General features: G+C 61.3%; 16 protein-coding genes. 7 read left to right on the top strand and 9 right to left on the bottom strand.

What is annotated here, in order from left to right:
- Positions 1-10: 10 nt before the first annotated feature.
- Positions 11-976 (bottom strand): CobW family GTP-binding protein, encoded by a 966-nt coding sequence (locus tag AC30D9_RS07945; protein WP_490143841.1) that lies wholly within the window; start codon positions 974-976, stop codon positions 11-13.
- Positions 977-1,003: 27 nt separating this feature from the next.
- On the opposite strand from AC30D9_RS07945, the gene AC30D9_RS07940 reads away from it, so the two are divergent.
- Complete coding sequence (locus tag AC30D9_RS07940) at positions 1,004-1,357, top strand: NADH:ubiquinone oxidoreductase (RefSeq protein WP_109752782.1); 354 nt, start codon at positions 1,004-1,006, stop codon at positions 1,355-1,357.
- Here the strand turns inward: AC30D9_RS07940 and AC30D9_RS07935 are convergent.
- Both AC30D9_RS07935 and zigA read right to left on the bottom strand, forming a co-directional pair.
- Positions 1,354-2,004 (bottom strand): DUF1826 domain-containing protein, encoded by a 651-nt coding sequence (locus AC30D9_RS07935; RefSeq protein ID WP_490143840.1) that lies wholly within the window; start codon positions 2,002-2,004, stop codon positions 1,354-1,356. The genes AC30D9_RS07940 and AC30D9_RS07935 overlap by 4 nt on opposite strands.
- Positions 2,004-3,212: a zinc metallochaperone GTPase ZigA gene (zigA, locus tag AC30D9_RS07930; RefSeq protein ID WP_490143839.1), complete on the bottom strand. Its 1,209-nt coding sequence runs from the start codon at positions 3,210-3,212 to the stop codon at positions 2,004-2,006. The genes AC30D9_RS07935 and zigA overlap by 1 nt, the downstream gene beginning before the upstream one ends.
- Before the next feature lie 145 nt (positions 3,213-3,357).
- Here zigA and AC30D9_RS07925 point away from each other — a divergent pair, with 145 nt between their 5' ends.
- From AC30D9_RS07925 to AC30D9_RS07905, 5 genes are all read left to right on the top strand, one after another.
- The gene (locus AC30D9_RS07925; protein ID WP_490143838.1) at positions 3,358-3,750 is read left to right on the top strand and encodes a glutamine synthetase; all 393 of its coding nucleotides are present in this window, start codon (positions 3,358-3,360) and stop codon (positions 3,748-3,750) included.
- 116 nt (positions 3,751-3,866) lie between these two features.
- Complete coding sequence (gene folE2 / locus AC30D9_RS07920; protein ID WP_490143837.1) at positions 3,867-4,763, top strand: GTP cyclohydrolase FolE2; 897 nt, start codon at positions 3,867-3,869, stop codon at positions 4,761-4,763.
- Positions 4,760-5,428: a metal ABC transporter ATP-binding protein gene (locus AC30D9_RS07915; protein ID WP_134926518.1), complete on the top strand. Its 669-nt coding sequence runs from the start codon at positions 4,760-4,762 to the stop codon at positions 5,426-5,428. The genes folE2 and AC30D9_RS07915 overlap by 4 nt, the downstream gene beginning before the upstream one ends.
- Entirely contained in the window at positions 5,428-6,294 is an 867-nt protein-coding gene (locus tag AC30D9_RS07910; RefSeq protein ID WP_134926520.1) for a metal ABC transporter permease, read from the top strand. The genes AC30D9_RS07915 and AC30D9_RS07910 overlap by 1 nt, the downstream gene beginning before the upstream one ends.
- Before the next feature lie 11 nt (positions 6,295-6,305).
- Positions 6,306-7,181, top strand: coding sequence for a metal ABC transporter substrate-binding protein (locus AC30D9_RS07905; RefSeq protein WP_490143836.1), 876 nt, complete (start codon positions 6,306-6,308; stop codon positions 7,179-7,181).
- Positions 7,182-7,246: 65 nt separating this feature from the next.
- On the opposite strand, the gene AC30D9_RS07900 is transcribed toward AC30D9_RS07905, so the two are convergent.
- Entirely contained in the window at positions 7,247-7,768 is a 522-nt protein-coding gene (locus AC30D9_RS07900) for a DUF3617 domain-containing protein (protein WP_307572905.1), read from the bottom strand.
- A gap of 141 nt (positions 7,769-7,909) precedes the next feature.
- Between AC30D9_RS07900 and cls the strand changes: the two genes are divergently transcribed.
- Positions 7,910-9,349 (top strand): cardiolipin synthase, encoded by a 1,440-nt coding sequence (gene cls / locus AC30D9_RS07895; protein ID WP_307572908.1) that lies wholly within the window; start codon positions 7,910-7,912, stop codon positions 9,347-9,349.
- On the opposite strand, the gene cfaB is transcribed toward cls, so the two are convergent.
- The 5 genes from cfaB to hflK (AC30D9_RS07870) all read right to left on the bottom strand — a co-directional run bounded on the left by cfaB (position 9,346) and on the right by hflK (AC30D9_RS07870) (position 16,679).
- Complete coding sequence (cfaB, locus tag AC30D9_RS07890) at positions 9,346-10,533, bottom strand: C17 cyclopropane fatty acid synthase CfaB (protein ID WP_134926524.1); 1,188 nt, start codon at positions 10,531-10,533, stop codon at positions 9,346-9,348. The two genes, cls and cfaB, sit on opposite strands and share 4 nt — an antisense overlap.
- Positions 10,534-10,715: 182 nt before the next feature.
- Positions 10,716-12,635, bottom strand: coding sequence for a heavy metal translocating P-type ATPase (locus tag AC30D9_RS07885; RefSeq protein WP_307572913.1), 1,920 nt, complete (start codon positions 12,633-12,635; stop codon positions 10,716-10,718).
- The gene (gene hflK, locus AC30D9_RS07880) at positions 12,632-13,684 is read right to left on the bottom strand and encodes a protease modulator HflK (protein ID WP_134926526.1); all 1,053 of its coding nucleotides are present in this window, start codon (positions 13,682-13,684) and stop codon (positions 12,632-12,634) included. Before hflK (AC30D9_RS07880) ends, AC30D9_RS07885 begins: the two co-directional genes overlap by 4 nt.
- Positions 13,681-14,721, bottom strand: a complete 1,041-nt coding sequence (gene hflC, locus AC30D9_RS07875; RefSeq protein WP_490143835.1) for a protease modulator HflC — start codon at positions 14,719-14,721, stop codon at positions 13,681-13,683. Before hflC ends, hflK (AC30D9_RS07880) begins: the two co-directional genes overlap by 4 nt.
- A complete protein-coding gene (hflK, locus tag AC30D9_RS07870) occupies positions 14,718-16,679 on the bottom strand; it encodes a protease modulator HflK (protein ID WP_490143834.1) in 1,962 nt (653 codons plus the stop codon). Before hflK (AC30D9_RS07870) ends, hflC begins: the two co-directional genes overlap by 4 nt.
- Between the last annotated feature and the right edge of the window lie 78 nt (positions 16,680-16,757).

Below are 16,757 nucleotides of genomic sequence, written 5' to 3'. Positions count from 1 at the left end.
CTGCGCTGACTCAGCGATGCCGACAGTTCGCCAGACCGGCTTGCAGGCGATCAACGTCTTGCGCCTGATCGAAAATCAGCTCGATCCGAGAGTCCTGGCGCCATTCACTGGCTTGCCAGTTCAGTGCCGCCCCCTCCAACGCATTGGCAGAAACCCAACCGTCGAGGCTGTGTATAACCATCTTCGCCCGTTTCCAGTCTTGGCCTTGTAGCCATCGCGTCAGCGCCGCTGCGTCGAATGGCTGGCTCGGGTGCCAGCGCCAACCAATGCTCCAGCCACCTTCCTGTTGCTGATACAGGCAGATCGGTTGCGTCGGGTCAGGCCAGATGGCGGGTATCTGGCCCAGGCTCTTGGGTAGATTCAAGTTATCCACAGCGCCGCTGCCCCGAGCCGCATGGCCTGGCAATCGCTCGATCGGCAGCGCGGCGTGTTGTGTCCAGTACAGCGCACGCCCCGAGAGTTGCGCCGTCACTTGGTCGCGATCAGCTTGCGTGAGGCTTTCGGACTTGTTCAGCACCAGCAGCCCGGCATCCGCGAGGGTCTGTTGCTGCGCGTCGGGCAAGGGCTTGCCGTCGGCCATCGCCTGGGCATCCAACACCAGCACGCAGGGCTGCACCGCCAGCACGCCGAGCCAGGGAGCTTCGCTTAATTGCCTCATCAATTGTGCCGGGTGACCCAGGCCCGAGGGTTCGATGAACAGCCGATCCGGGCGGGCCTTGCGCAATAAACGCCCAAGACCGATCTGGAACGGCGCGCCGTTGACGCAGCACAAGCAGCCACCGGCCACTTCGCCCAGTGCGATACCATCGCCAGCCTGGGTCAGCAACGCGGCATCCAGGCCGATCTGACCGAACTCATTGATCAGCACCGCCCAGCGTTCATTGGACGGGCGCTGGGCCAACAGATGCCTGATCAGGCTGGTCTTGCCGGCGCCCAAGGGGCCGGCGATGACATGGGTGGGAATGTGCTGCAACATAATCGACGGCTTTCGATGGAGGTGAAAATGCGAATGATCGGCTGGTTGTTACTGGCACTGACGTCGAACCAGGCACTGGCCCAGGCCTGTGTGGTTCACAGCCAGGCGGAGCGGCTCGATGTGAAAGTCTGCCAGCAGAACCGCAGCATTCCGCAGAAGCTGTTTGCCGAGGGCTTCTGCCAGCCAAACCTTGCCGGCCAGAAGGTCGAGGTGCAATACGTCGATCAATGCCCTGGCGGCGCGTTCGGCGTTTGCAGTAACGCCCAGGTCGCCAATATGCCTTACCGCCAGGATATTCACTATTACGGCGTGGCGACCGATGCCGCTTATCTGCAGCCATTTTGCGAAGGGCAAAGCCAGGGCACTTGGCTCAAGCCTTAGGCCAGCCAATCCAGCGTAAGGATCAACCGACGCTCCCCCGGCGCGGGCTCCGGCGAACGATGGATCAGGCCAAGGCCCTCATTACCGTGCCATTTCTCGCCTTTGAGCAACCCGACATCACCACAACAAAACTGCTGGATGACCTGCGGATCGACGGGTTCGGCCTCAGGCTGTGCCAGGCGCCGGCGGTCCATGGCATCTTCCTTGAGCCACTGGCTGCCGACACCGGCATAGGTGGTCAGCAGCCGCACCGGCACGTGGTCAACGTGAAAGCGCGGGCACATTGCCTTGTCCAGCGTGCGCAGGCGCAGGCCGACACGTTGGGCGCCCAACAGGCAGGCAAACGCACTGACCAGCCAGGAGACATCGGCGATGAAGCCCTCGTAGCCTTGCAGGTCGCTGAAGCCTGCCGCCAGGCCCTGTAGCGCCGGCGGGGTGTCTTCTTCCGGCAGGTCGAGCACCCGTGATTCGGCCAACGGCTGGTCCATCGCCAGCACCATGGCCGCAAAATCGCTGATGTGTGCGGGAAGTTGACGCTGCCAGACCGCCAGGTTGGTGCCATCATCCAGGATCTGCGTGAATATCCCTGGCGTATCACCGTGGACCTGTCGTGCTCGCGCGGCCCTCTTAAGACTGGGCGCCAGCATCACGCCGCGACCTCGTCATGCCACGGGCCGAACGGATCCGGCAACAAGCGCCAGTTTTCGACACCGAGGGCCATTTCCGCGTCGGTGAGCAGGCAGGCGTCCAGTTCGGCGTTGAGTTGGCTGAAGTCGATGTCCTGACCGATGAACACCAACTCCTGCCGGCAATCGCCCGTGGCGGCAAGCCAGTGCTTCATGATCGCCGCTGTACTTTCCTCATCCTGTGGCCATTGGTTTTTCGGCACGAACCGCCACCAGCGCCCGGCGAAGCCATGTCGCATCAAGCCGCCGGCCTGGGACCAACTGCCCGCCTCCTCAGGTTTGCTGGCCAGCCAGAAAAAACCTTTCGAACGCAGGAGTTTGCCGTTGGGCCACGGGCGATCGATAAAGTTGAAGAACCGCTGGGGATGAAACGGCCGGCGTGCCCGATAGGCAGTCGAGGCGATGCCATATTCCTCGGTTTCTGGCACGTGCTCACCACGCAGTTCCTGTAGCCAGCCAGGGGCCTGGGCCGCGCGCTCGAAGTCGAAGAGGCCCGTGTCGAGAATTCGGCCCAGCGGCACCTGCCCCATGACCATCGGGATGATCTGCGCCTGGGCATTGAGGCGCCGTAAAATCGCGGTCAATTCTTCCCGATCATGCTGGCTGATCAGGTCGATTTTGCTGATCAGAATCACGTCGGCAAACTCGATCTGTTCGATCAGCAGGTCGGTGATCGAGCGTTCATCCTCCTCACCCAGGGTTTCGCCCCGTGACGCAAGGCTTTCGGCGGCCTGGTAATCCAGCAGGAAATTCACCCCGTCGACCACCGTCACCATGGTGTCGAGTCGTGCCACATCGGCCAGGCTTCGGCCTTCTTCATCACGAAAAGTGAAGGTTTCCGCCACTGGCAGCGGTTCGGAAATGCCCGTGGATTCGATCAGCAGGTAATCGAAACGCCCTTCCCTGGCGAGTTGCCCGACTTCTTCGAGCAGGTCCTCGCGCAGCGTGCAGCAGATGCAGCCGTTGCTCATTTCCACCAGTTTTTCTTCGGAACGACTCAGGGTGACATCTCGCTGGACTTCGCTGCCATCGATGTTGATCTCGCTCATATCGTTGACGATCACGGCAACTCGCAGATTGTCGCGATTGCGCAGGACGTGGTTGAGCACTGTGCTTTTACCGGCGCCGAGGAATCCAGAAAGAACGGTTACAGGAAGACGATTGGGCATCAGGTATATCCTCATCGGGCGGCCGCTTCGATTACGGCTCGTTTCCAGGGGTTGGCTAGGTTTAGGATTCGGTTGTTTTTATGTTATAGTATAACAACACAATTCAACCAGCCCCCCCCGTCCCTCATTGGCCTGAGATCAATCCATGCGCAATCCTTTGAAATTGGTATTGGCGAGCCCATTGCTGCTGTGGGCGTTGAGTGCTTCGGCCCAAAGTCCGCTTTTGGCGAACTGCACCCGTAGTGCGAATTTGCTGGCGTGCGCGGATAGTCAGGGCAACGCATACAGTGTCGCGACGGCTGGAAGCACCATTTATTTGCGAGGTTTTGAAGCAGCCAGTCACCGCTATTGGGCGCAAACGAATAGCCGTTACGGTCAGCTCACATTTTTTACTGGCTTGGCATCGGATGGAGAAAGTTGGGTCGGATACAGCCGGCGTGTGGGCTGGACCACCCTTAATCGATTCTCGAGTTCAGGGGGGAGTAAGGGTGCTTTTGTATGCGGACGCATGAATGGTTGCCAGGACTCTGCTCGCTGATGTTTCACGTGGAACGCGGACGCTTGGCGAGATGAAACTCCTTTCATGGAAAAGGTTTCTATAAATTAGTCGTTATACTATAACATCTAATTTTGAACCTTCGATGGACCTTGACCATGAACGCGTTAACCCTGCCCGACGTCGCTGCGCAGGCTTCACGTCAAACCCTACCCCTCGATTGGGTCGGCATGTGTGGCATCGCAACGCCGGTTTTGATTGGCGGCCAGCGTCTAAGTGCATTGGCCGACGCGGGCGTCAGCCTCGATGACGGTGAGGCGCGAGGCATTCACATGTCACGCCTGTACTTGGCGCTGGAGCTGCTTGAAGAAACGACGCTTTCACCCGCGTTGTTGCGCCGAATCCTGGAGCAATTTCTCGATAGCCATGAAGGCCTGTCCCATGCGGCATCGCTCAGTGTGCATACCGATCTGCTGCTCAAGCGTCCGGCATTAATCAGCCCACTGGAGGGTTGGAAACGCTATCCGGTGAGCATCGAAGCCCACTTGAAAAACACATTGTTCCACGTGGAACTGAAAATTCAGATTGCCTATTCCTCGACTTGCCCTTGTTCAGCCGCGCTTGCTCGACAGTTGATCCAGCAGCAGTTCGTCGACGACTTCGCTAACAAGCAACTCGAGCATGCCGAAATCCTGTCCTGGCTGGGCTCATCGAACGGTATCGTCGCCACCCCGCATAGCCAGCGCAGTACCGCGACCCTGACCCTACGCCTGAACGCCAACGCAAAAGAATTGCCGTTGTTGTCGTTCATCAATGAAGCCGAAGTGGCCCTCGGCACCGCTGTGCAGACCGCAGTCAAGCGCGCCGATGAACAGGCATTCGCCCTGGCCAACGGACAAAACCTGATGTTCTGCGAAGACGCCGCACGGCGACTCAGTACGGCTCTGCGTCGGTCGCCCGACATCGTTGCCCTGGATGCGCGCGTCGTTCATGCCGAAAGCCTGCACGCCCATGACGCCGTGGCTCAAAGTCGTTGGATTCGAGGCGCCTCATGATCAACTGCCAATCGCTACGCTGGGGTGCTCCCGGACAACCTCTCACGCCGCCGCTCGTCATGGAGCGACCGGCCGGCAGCCTCACGGCGATCATCGGTGCCAACGGCTCGGGCAAAAGCAGTCTGTTGAAGGTGCTCGCGGGATTGCAAAAACCGCTATCCGGTAAAGTCACGCTGGATGTTCCGCGGCGCGGCGGGGTTTCGTTCATGCCGCAGCAACAACATCTGGATCGGCAATTCCCTATTAGTCTGCAAGAGTTGGTGGCCGCCGGCTCCTGGGGCAATCAACACACACCGGCCTTGCGCAGGCAGTTGCTCCAGAGCGTACTGGCCGATTGGGCGCTGACCGGCCTCGAGCATCGGCCACTGATGGCGTTGTCTGGAGGCGAGCTGCAACGTGCCCTGCTCGCTCGCCTTAGCCTGGCCGAAGCGCCGCTGCTGTTGCTCGACGAACCCCACGCCGCCCTGGATGAACAAGGCCAAGCACTGCTGTGGAAACACATCCATCGCTGGCATGCCGCAGGCCGGACCGTCGTGGTGGTCTGTCATGATCTGGCAGCGGTACGCCAACACATCCCCCATACATTACTGATTCGCAGCACGGGCTGCGTGCTGGGGCGCAGCGTCGACTTGATCGCCCAACAACCCCAGACGTGGGTGGCCTGATGCTTGCGGCCTCCCATCTCTGGCAACCGTTTCAAGAGTTTGTCTTCATGCGCAGGGCTTTGCTTGGCGGTCTTGTGCTGGCGTGTAGCACGGCTCCATTGGGCGTATTCCTGATTCTTCGGCGTATGAGCCTGATTGGTGACGCTGTGGCGCACGGCATTCTGCCTGGCGCTGCCCTCGGTTTCTGGTTTGCCGGGCTGAGCCTTCCGGCCTTGACCGTCGGCGGCCTGGGCGCGGGCTTGAGCATGGCCGGGCTCGCCGCCTGGATTACCCGGCGTACCGGTCTAAGGGAGGACGCCAGTCTCGCGGCGATTTATCCCATTTCCTTGGCGGCTGGCGTGTTGATCCTCGGCATGGCCGGCAAACGCCTGGACTTGCTTCACCTGCTGTTCGGCTCGGCATTGGCGGTAGACGGCCCGACACTCACCGGCATGCTGTGGGTTTCAGGAGCCAGTCTGTTGGCGATGGCGCTGATTTATCGACCGTTGCTACTCGATACCCTCGACCCGCTGTTCCTGCAAACCGTCAGCCGTCTCGGCCCGTTGGCCCATGGGGTGTTCCTGACCCTGGTGGTGTTGAACCTGGTGATCGGCTTCCAGGCCATTGGCGCGTTGATGGTGGTCGGCCTGATGATGCTGCCGGCGGCCGCATCGCGATTCTGGAGCCGTCGCCTGCCGCTCCTGATGTTGATCGCGGCGCTGTTCGGTTGCCTCTCCGTGTGGCTTGGCCTGTTGTTGTCCTTCTATTACTCACTGCCCAGCGGACCGTCCATCGTACTGGTGGCGGGCGCGTTGTATTTGCTGTCGGTGGTATTCGGTCCGGTGCACGGTTTGCTGCGCCGCCCGCCTTTGCTCACATCCCAATGAGGTGTTTCCCGATGCGCGTTCTGCTCGTGCTAATCAGTCTGGTGCTGTCCATGTCCGTGTCCGCCGCCGAAAAGCTCCAGGTGGTGACCAGCTTCAGCATCCTCGCCGACATGACCCGACAGGTCGGCGGCGAGCACATTCAAATCACCAACATGGTTGGGCCGGACGCCGATGCACACACCTACGAACCCACGCCAGACGACGCCAAGGCGTTGCTCAGGGCAAAACTGATCATCAAGAATGGGTTGGGCTTCGAGCCGTGGCTGGATCGCCTGGTGACCAGCACCGAAACCAGCGCGCCGGTGATCAGCGCCAGCCGCGGTGTAATCCCGCGGTCACTGGATGAGGATGGCGAGACCGTCCCCGACCCGCACGCGTGGCACAACCTGGCGAACGCCGAGCTGTATGTCAGCAACATCACCAAGGCACTGGAAGCTGCGGACCCGGCCAACAAAGCGGACTACGAGCGCAACAGCCAGGCATACCTGAAGAAAATCTATGCTCTGCTCGCCGAGGCCAAGGCCAAGCTCGGCGCATTGCCAGCCGGTAATCGCAAGATCGTGACCTCCCACGATGCGTTTGGTTACCTGGGCCAGGCCTATGGCATCGAGTTCATGGCCCCCCAGGGTTTGTCCACGGAACGTGAACCTTCGGCGGCAGAAGTCGCGGCGCTGATTACCCAGATCCGTCAGGCGAAGGTCAAAGCGGTGTTCATGGAAAATATCAAGGACGCGCGCCTGCTCAAGCAGATCGCCGACGAGAGCGGCGCCCACATCGGCGGCACGCTGTACTCCGATGCGCTCGCGGCCAGTGGACCGGCCAGCACCTTCACCGGCCTGTTCGAATACAACCTCAACACGTTGTATGAGGCGTTGAGTCGGCCTTGATCTGGCACCTGTGAGAGCAAGATTTGCTCCCACAGGTCGCCCCGGCCCATTACTTCAAACGAGGTTCAAGCCCTCGGCTTGACCGTCCCGCAATCCTGCCCCAGCCACACCGCGCGCGTATCAAGGCTACCGTTCTGTTGGATGCCGGTGGCGTTGAAAGTGCCATTGACCTTGGTGGTGAATTCACGATCGCTCTGGAACGTCGCTACCCCGTTACCTTGGGCTTTCGGGCAACTGAAGCGAAACTTCCACTGATTGCCGGTGCGCTCGGTGATCTGCTGCTTGCACCCCGATTGCGGGTCTTGCAGTGGAATGTCATTGGTTTGCACCTGCGCCGGGGTCAGGCAGACACGAATACCTTTACCACCCATGGTGATGCCCTGTTTTTCCAGCATCGCCCGTTGCTCCGGGGTCATCTGGGTTTGCAACTGGCCGAGGATCAGTTGCAGATCCGGCAGGTTCTGGTTATCAACCTTCATGTTGCTGGTGGTCAGTTCCCACAAACCCGGCTGGAGCATCTGCGCCTGAGCCGCCATCGGAACCGACAAGCCAATCGCCAAGGCCATACCCAGCAGACGAACATTCATTGCATAAACTCCAGAGGACAAGTGGCCGTTAGACGCCGCCCACAGGCTTCGGTTCAGGCCCGGGACGAGTGAATTAAATAGCGACATTCGCCATGGAACATGGTCTGTTAAGCATTGAAACTTCCGGAGCAAGGCTGCCCCATGGATTATTTTGGCCCGCATGTTTTCGGTTACTTGATCGCGCTGCTTCACACCCTGGGTTCCATCGCCGCCGTCCACGCCGTCCTGACGGTACGCACTGCCCAAGGCTCGATTGCCTGGGCCCTGTCGCTGGCGTTCATTCCCTATCTGACGTTGATTCCTTATCTGGTGTTTGGCCGCAGCACGTTCGATGGTTACATCAAGGCTCGCCGCCAAGCCAACGAAGAGATGCGCAAGGCAATCTCCGAGCTGAACTGGCGGCCCTGGGTCGAAGAAGCCCTGACCGCCCGCGCCTCCCAGGCCTACGCCTCGTTGCGGGCGATGCCAAAACTGGGACGCACACCGTGCCTGGCGAATAACCAGGTACGTTTGCTGATCAATGGCCCTGCCACATTCGAGGCAATTTTCCAGGCCATCGAGCAGGCTCGACAGGCCGTGCTGATTCAGTTTTTCATCATCCATGACGACCGTCTCGGCCAACGCCTGCAAACCCTGCTCTTGAAGAAAGCCGCCGAAGGCGTGGCCGTGTACTTGCTCTATGACCGCATCGGCAGCCATTCCCTGCCCCACCGCTATGTACAGGACCTGCGCGACGGTGGCGTCCATGTAAAAGCGTTCGCCACCCGCAGCGGCTGGCTCAACCGGTTTCAGGTCAACTTTCGCAACCACCGCAAGATCGTAGTGGTGGACGGTGTGCAGGGGTTTGTCGGCGGGCACAACGTGGGCGACGAATACATGGGCCAGAAGCCACCCCTGGCGCCGTGGCGCGACACCCATGTGCAAGTGTGCGGGCCGGTGGTGGCGAGCATGCAAGAGTCCTTCGCTGAAGACTGGTTTTGGGCAGCCCGTTCGCTGCCGCCGCTGATCCTGCCGGACAGCTATCCAGACAACGGGGTGCTTTGTCAGTTGCTGGCCAGCGGCCCAGCCGATGCCTACGAAACCTGCTCACTGTTTTTCGTCGAGGCCATTCACGCAGCCAGCGAACGCGTATGGATCACAACGCCTTACTTCATCCCTGACGAAGCGGTATTCGCGGCCTTGCGCCTGGCGGTACTGCGCGGGGTCGATGTGCGCATCCTGCTGCCCTCGCGACCCGACCACAAAGTCGTCTACGCCGCGTCGAGCCTGTATGCGTTTGAAGCGGTGCGGGCCGGGGTGCGGATGTTCCGTTATGCACCAGGCTTCCTGCATCAGAAAGTGGTGCTGATCGACCGGGAAATCAGTGCCATCGGCAGCGCGAACCTGGATAACCGTTCGTTCCGCTTGAATTTCGAAGTCATGCTGCTCACCGTGGACATTCCGTTCGCCACCGAGGTCGAGCAAATGCTTGAGCAGGACTTCGCCCAGGCCCAGGAAATCGACATACAGGAAAGCCGGGAAACCCATCGCCTACAGAAAGTCGGCATGCGGGTCGCCCGGCTTATTTCCCCGATACTTTAAGGCGCGTAGATGTCGTCGCGGGTCCAGGGTAGTTCGTGGCTACCGTCAGCGTGGGCCTTCACCGCCAGGATCTGGTGCAGATTGATCCAGCCCTTGGCGAACGCGTAGGCACAGCCGGCCAGGTACAAGCGCCAGATCCGCAGTGCCTGTTCCGGCACCTCCTTCGACGCGGCTTCGAGGTTGTCTTCCAGGCGTTCACTCCAGTGATCGAGGGTACGCGCGTAGTGCAGGCGCAGGCTTTCCACATCGACGATCTCCAGTCCCGCTTCGCTGATCTGGGCGGAAATCATCGACAAATGCGGCAGTTCACCATTGGGAAACACATACTTCTCGATGAACTCACCCGCGCCGCGACCGACCGGACGACCGTCGGTGTGCTTGGCGGTGATGCCATGGTTCATCACCAACCCGCCCTCACGCACCGCACCGAACAGCGTCTTGCAGTACTGCTCAAGGTTGGCGTGGCCGACATGTTCAAACATGCCGACGCTGACCACTTTGTCGAAGCGGCCATCCTGGGGCAAATCGCGGTAATCCAACAGTTGCAACTCGACCTGATCCTCCAGGCCTTCGGCCTTGACCCGTTCCCGCGCCAGTGCCAGCTGCGCCTTGCTCAGGGTAATGCCGAAAACCTTGGCACCAAACTCCCGCGCGGCGTAACGGGCCAGACCGCCCCACCCGCAACCGACGTCCAGCAGATAGTCACCCGGCTGTAATCGTAGCTTGCGGCACAAATGGCGGAATTTGGCTTGCTGGGCCTGTTCGAGGGTTTCACTGCCCGTCTCGAAATAAGCACAGGAATAGGCCATGTCACTGTCGAGCCACAGCTGATAAAACGCGTTGGAAAGGTCGTAGTGATAGGAGATGGCCTTGGCGTCGGTTTCCTTGTCATGGACGGAGCGCACCGGCTGGTTGTCAGGATCGTCCTCGACCAATGCCTGGCTCAACTCATCGCAGACCCGAATGACTTCGTGGATCGGACCTTCGAGCTCCAGTTTGCCCTCAACAAACGCCGCCCCCAATGCGTCCAGGCTGGGATGGGTGAATTGCGCGACCATTTGTGGGTCCTTGACCACGATCGTGACACTGGGATCGGCACCCAGGGTAAATTCATGGCCGTCCCAGAGCCGCAGCCGAAGCGGCAGATGCAGATTCTGTAAGGCCGGTGGAAGTTGCGCGAGCATGAGTAATCCCCCCTTTTTTCAGACGTCTGAAATGAGGGTAGACCATCATAGAAAAATAGCAGGCTATCGAATTTATAGCCTTTCTCTATCACTGCCCCAAATTCACTCCTTGTGCCGGGTACGGCCAGTATGGGTGCCCTCTCCAACAGAGACTGCAAGGGTGAAGCACAGTTCGCCAAGAGCTATCCAACGGTTTCCTTCCCTTGGATTTTCAGCAGTGGCTCCTGGAACCGCAGCAATCGCCCCGCATTACCTAACACTAGCAGGGTACTGAGATTGTGCAGCAGCGCCGCGATCATCGCCCCCGCCGCGCCGAGCCAGCCGAACGCGGCAAAGGCGACGATTGCCAACGTCCAGCCCAGGCCGATGATCACATTGACCTGCAATGTGAGCCTGCATTGGCGACTCAATCGCACACAAGTGCCAAGGCGCCGCAGGTCGCTGCCGATCAGCACGATGTCTGCCGATGCCAGGGCGATGTCGGCACCACCCGCGCCCATTGCGACGCCCACGACCCCGGCCTTGAGCGCCAGCGAATCGTTGATGCCATCGCCCACCACCATGGGGCGAAACCCATGATCGATTTCGGCCATGACCCGTTTGAGTTTGTCTTCCGGTAAAGCCTGGGCTTGCAGATCGCCGATGCCGACATCCCGGGCCAGGGTCGTGGCCACACTCTGGCGGTCGCCGGTCAACAACAACTGACGCCCCAGGCCCAGCTCGCGCAGCTCAGCCATGGCCACCCGGGCCTCCGGCTTGACGCTGTCGGCCAACAACAGCCAGGCGAGGAATTGCCCGTCCAGGGCCAGGCCGGCAATCGGGCCGTCGTGCTCAGGGACCGCTGAGGTTTGAATGCCCAGGAGTGCGAACAGCTCCGGCCGACCGAGCGCCGCTTCCCCCTGCGCGGTCATCGCGACCACGCCCAATCCCTGGCGCTCGTGGATATCCGTCAGCGGCAGGCAGTTTTCCTGCTCCACCAACCCCGCCAACGCACGACTGACCGGATGACTGCTGGCCGAACCGAGGCTGGCGGCCAAAGGCAACAGCAACGATGCGTGAGCATCCTGGGCATGTTCGATGGATTGCAGGCGCAGCACGCCATAGGTCAAGGTACCGGTCTTGTCGACCACCAACGAGGTCAGGTCCGCCAATTCTTCCAGGAAGGCTGAGCTACGGATCAGGATCCCGTGGCGAGCCGCCACCGCGATCCCGGCAATGGCGGTGGCCGGCGCCGACAGCACCAACGCACAAGGACAGGCAGCTACCAATACCGCCAGCATCGCCTGGGCATCGTTGGTCACGAACCAGGTCACCGCCGCCAGCAACAACACCAGTACCAGGTAGCTACCGGCGTAACGTTCCAGCAAACGGGTGATGGGTGGCTTGGAGCGTTCGGCGTTCTGCATCAGGGCGATGACTTTGCCCAGGGTGGATTCGTCGCCGGTACGGGTCACTTCCAGGCGCAGCAGGCCATCGAGGTTGATCGCGCCACCAAAGACTTCGGTGCCTACCACCGCCTCCAACGGCACCGACTCACCGGTGATGGGCGCGGTGTCGAGGCTGGCCTGGCCGGACAATACCCGACCATCGGCCGGCACCCGATCGCCGGCACGCACCTCCACAATATCGCCGGCTCGAAGCGTCGCGTTGTCGACGTCGATGATGGAACCGTCGGCTTGCACCTTACGACCTTGACTGCGGGTCAGTTGACCCAGGGCATGGATCGCCTCCTGGGAACCGATAACGCTGCGCTCTTCCAGCACATGGCCGAAGATCATGATGATCGGCAACAGTGCCGCCGTCAGCAGGTCGCCGGTGGCCCAGGCACCAAGCATTGCCAGGGCGATGAGTTGGTCAGTGATCCCGTGCAGGCTCGGGTACCGCAAGCTGTACCAGGCCGAACGCATCACCGGCACCGCCACCAGCAGCGAGGCAAAACCCAACAACAGTTGACTGACACCGCTCTGCTCCGGTGACCAGCCGCGCCATACCAGGCCCAATGCGAGCAGGCCGAGGGCGAGCATCGCCAAGGTCAGTTGCCGAGCGGCGACGCGTTGTTCAGCCGAGGACAACATCGGCACAGTGTTGGTTTGGGCGGTCATTGTCCGGCTCCCTGGATGATCAGGCGGGAATCGTCTTTCGGGTCGACCGTGGTGACTGAACCGGCCTGGCGAAGGATGGCAGGCATGCGCTCGCGATACAGGCGCAGCAGCATTTGTGGATCGCTACCTTGGGTCTTCGCCAGGCCAAGCACCGTGGCCGTATCGGCTGAAGCCTTGGCGAGGCGCTCGCTGGCCTGGGCATGGGCGACCTGCACGGCACGGTCGGCGTCTTGGCGGGCGGCCTGGGTAAGCTTTTCGGCTTCGGTACGCGCGTTAGCCACGGCTTTATCGGCCTGCTGGCTGGCCGTCAGCACCGCATTGAAGGCACTGACCGCCGGCCCTGGCAGACTCGATTGCACATCGACCCGCACCACTTCGATGCCCAAGCCCTGCCCTGTCGCCGCCAGGTCGGCCAGGCGTCGGTTAAGACCCTGCACCAAATCACCACGCAAGCGCTCGCGACGCTCGGCTGCCTGATTGTCGCTGCCCATCAATTCAGGGCGAGCCACCAGAATGGTGTCCAGGTCCCGAGCCGCGGTCAGGGCCACGGCACTGCGGGTAGCCAGTCGGTCCAGGGCCGGCAGGACATGTTCACCTTGCAAGACGAAGGCGTAAGGGTCGGTGACCTTGTAGAACACCCGCACATCCAGTTGCACCACGCCGGCATCACCGGTCAATAAATAACCAGAGCCGGCCAACGCATCGCTGACGGGCGTGGCGAAACTGGCCACGCGATCGGCCTGCAGGGCCGCGTCCGAGCGCAGCAGATTTTCCACTCGCCGCTCGAGCACCCGGTCCGCCGCTGGCAGCAGGATTACCTGTTCCACAGGGCGCGGCCACGCCAACAAAAGGCCAGCATTCTGGATGCGATCCAAGGCGCCAAAGTGCAGCACTACCGCGCGATTCTGCGGATCGATCTGCCGCACGTTGGAAAAGACCCAAGCCAATGCGGCCAACACCGTGACGGCGTAAAGCGCCAGAAACGCCAGGCGCCCGGCTTGAATCCACGGGCTGGATAACTCGTTTGTTCCACGTGGAACCAAACTCATGGTTGTGTTCCACCTTTGCCTTCCAGGGAAACAGGACCGTCCACCAGGACACGGAATGGCGCGGCATCGGTGCGCAAAATCAATTTCGTGCCTGGGCTGACAATGGTGCCCAAGGTGTCCAGCGAACGTAACAGGTTGTAGAGCTGCGGGGAGCCGGCGTAGGCCCGGCCATAAATTTCGGCCGCTTCTACCCGCGACTGCGCTTCGATATCGGCAGCCTTCACGGTGGCGTCAGCCTGCATGACTCGCGCATCCCGCTCTGCGGCGGAGCGAATCTGCGCCGCTTCACGCTTGCCGATGGCAGTGCGTTCGGTGGCGATGGTCTCGCGCTCGGCCCGCATGCGATCCACCGTCGCCGTCAGCGTCACCGAGGGCAAAGTCAGACGCTCGATGCCAACTTGCAATACCCGCACGCCATAAGTGGTAAGCAATTGTTGATCGATCTGTTGACGCAACTGCGCTTCGAAATCGGCGATGCGCACCTGGCTGGCATCAGTGTTGACCAGATTCGCCAAGTCAAAACTGGCGGCCGTGGTTTCCAGCGCCGAGCCGACGAAAGTGCGGATCTGCCGCGCAGCTTCGTCTGGTTGGTTCTGCACTGCGCGCATGAAACGCTGCACGTTGTCCGGGTCACCCTGCACCTGCCAGGCCACGTAGGCCTGGACGATGATTCGCAGTCCATCACGGGTGCCGACATCCTGCAGGCCACTGGACGTGGTGCGTAATCGCAGGTCCACCGGGATCGCCGCTTCGAACGGCGCCGGCCAGCGCCAACCGAGGCCGGGTTGCAGCAGCACCCGTGCCGGGTTGCCGAAACGGGTGATGACCGTGGCTTCCCCCGAACGCACTTGCACAAGGCTCGCGGCTGCGACGGCAAACGCCACCAGCAGCGCCGCCCAACCCATCCGCCGCCAGGGGAACGGACCGGCGGGCTGCGAATCGCCATGGTGGTGGTGATGGTGGCCATGATGATGACCGGCATGACCGTGATCGTGACCGGCGTGGTCGTGGTGACCGTGTGAAGAGGACTGGCTCAATGGGCAGCTCCTGGCTGGACAGGGTTACGCGGCGACGCGGGGTCTGCCGGCAGCGTGAAGGTACGCAAGTCGATGGTCGGCGCGTTGCCACTGCCGCCCAGGCGATGATCGAGAACCAGCAACTGGGCTTTGCCAAGGCCCTGGCTCAGTTGGCTCAAATAATGTTCCAGCACGAAAGCGTGCCCCGCCGTGGCGTAGGCCTTGCGATCGGCGTTGAAACGCAAGTCGGCAGCCTGGGCGGTCGCGTTGATTTCCCGAGCAGTGGCATTAGCCTGGTCATGGGCAATGCTGGCTTGTAGTTGCGCTTGGTTGGTCTGTTCCGCCGCCGCGCCACGCTCTCGGGCGATCAGCGCCTGGGCGCCGATCTGCGCCGCCTGCACGCCGTGGTAGGCATTGGCCGCGCCGGCCGGCGGATGAATCGCCTCCACGACCGTCGCGAGGATTTCCACACCGCTATCGAGCGCTTGCAAGTCAGCCTGCACGGCGCGACCGATTTCGTCGGCCAGGCTGACACGGTCCGCGCCCAGCAAACCGTCCAGCGTACGCGAAGCAAATTCATGCACCAGGATGCGGCTGGCTGTGCTGCGGATCAGCGTCGGCACATCGGCGCTGTTGTAGGTCGCCGCCAGCGCTGCGGCGTCAGTCAGGCCAATGCGATAGACAAAACGCACATCCATGTTGACGATCTGGAAGCTCTGCTGGTCGGCACGACGACTGGCAATGACCTGGGACTTGTCGTTCACATGGCTGGCGTCCCACAGCCGATTGGCGATTGCCGGGGCCGGCCCCTCCGCCGGTTCGGCTTCGCTGGTAGCCCGATTATCCGAGACGCTGGTCGCCAGCTCATGCACAACACCATTCTCGACGTTGAGCACCCTGCCCCATGGCCATGGCAACGCGACATGCAAACCCGGACCGAAGACCTCCACCGGTTTACCAAAACGCTCATAGATGCCCCGCCCCTGCAGCGGCACTTCGTGCACGCCCGTCAACAACCAGCCCACCAGCGCCACCAGCGCCAACACCGGTAAAAAAGCCCGGCGCATGTAACTGAAGGCCCAGATCTGGCGCAGATCGATGCCAAAACGGTTGTGCAGTTCATGTTGCAAGGCGAGCAGCGGTTGCGGCGGCCAACGCAGCAGATCGGCGATGACACTTCGGCCCAACAGCGTCGGTTCCAGGGCGTCCCGGCGCGGGATGAATAACGACAGCACGGCGCGCAGCAACAATTCTGCCGCCACTAGCCCCGGCAACAGCCCCATCAACACCGCCAGACGCATCGGCCAGATGGACGTTTCTGCGGCGAACAACAGACACAAGGCGCCAAGCACCAGCACGATGATCGCTACTCGCGTCAGTTGCGCCAACGGCGGCGCTTCCGGCCATTCCGCGGGGGATTGCTGGGCCAATTGCCGCTCGAACACCAATAACCCGAACGCCAGGAGCAACGACAGCACCGCCCCCACACTGGCCGAGACACCGAGGGTGGCAGCGGGCAACGCCAAGTTCCAGACTTGCTCCAGGCTCAGCAACACCAGCACTGCCCAACCGGCCAGCCACAACGCAGGCGCACCGATTTGCTTCAGCAGGCCGACCCAGCGTGCGCCGATTCGCTCCAGCAGCCGCTCATACCAACCCAGGTTATCAACAGGCTCGTTTTGCGCAGGCAAGTTATCCACAACCGGCAACAGCGCCCTGCTACGCCATTGCGTCACCCACCAAGCCGATTGCAAACCTGCTACCAAAACCAAGAGTCCCGCCGCTTGGCTGACCAGCAGAACCGGCCATAGCGATTGCGGTGAAAACACCCCGATAAAAAACGCTAGCACCAGACCCAAACCCGCCACGCTTCCCAGGGCGAAGGCGATCTGCTTCAAGCGACGCCCTTGGAACGACGCTCGCTGAAAACGCGGCCATTCGGCCACCTGTGCCCCCTCGACATCAAGATCGACTTGCATACCACCCCAGCACTCGTGGCGATCAAAATCCGGCCCGTGACAGATGCCACCGACACTCCGTTATATGCCGTTACCTTA

It is taken from the genome of Pseudomonas sp. DF11, assembly GCF_058148565.1.
The sequence above is the reverse complement of the archived record's forward strand: the minus strand, read 5'-3'. Positions and strand labels throughout refer to the sequence as shown.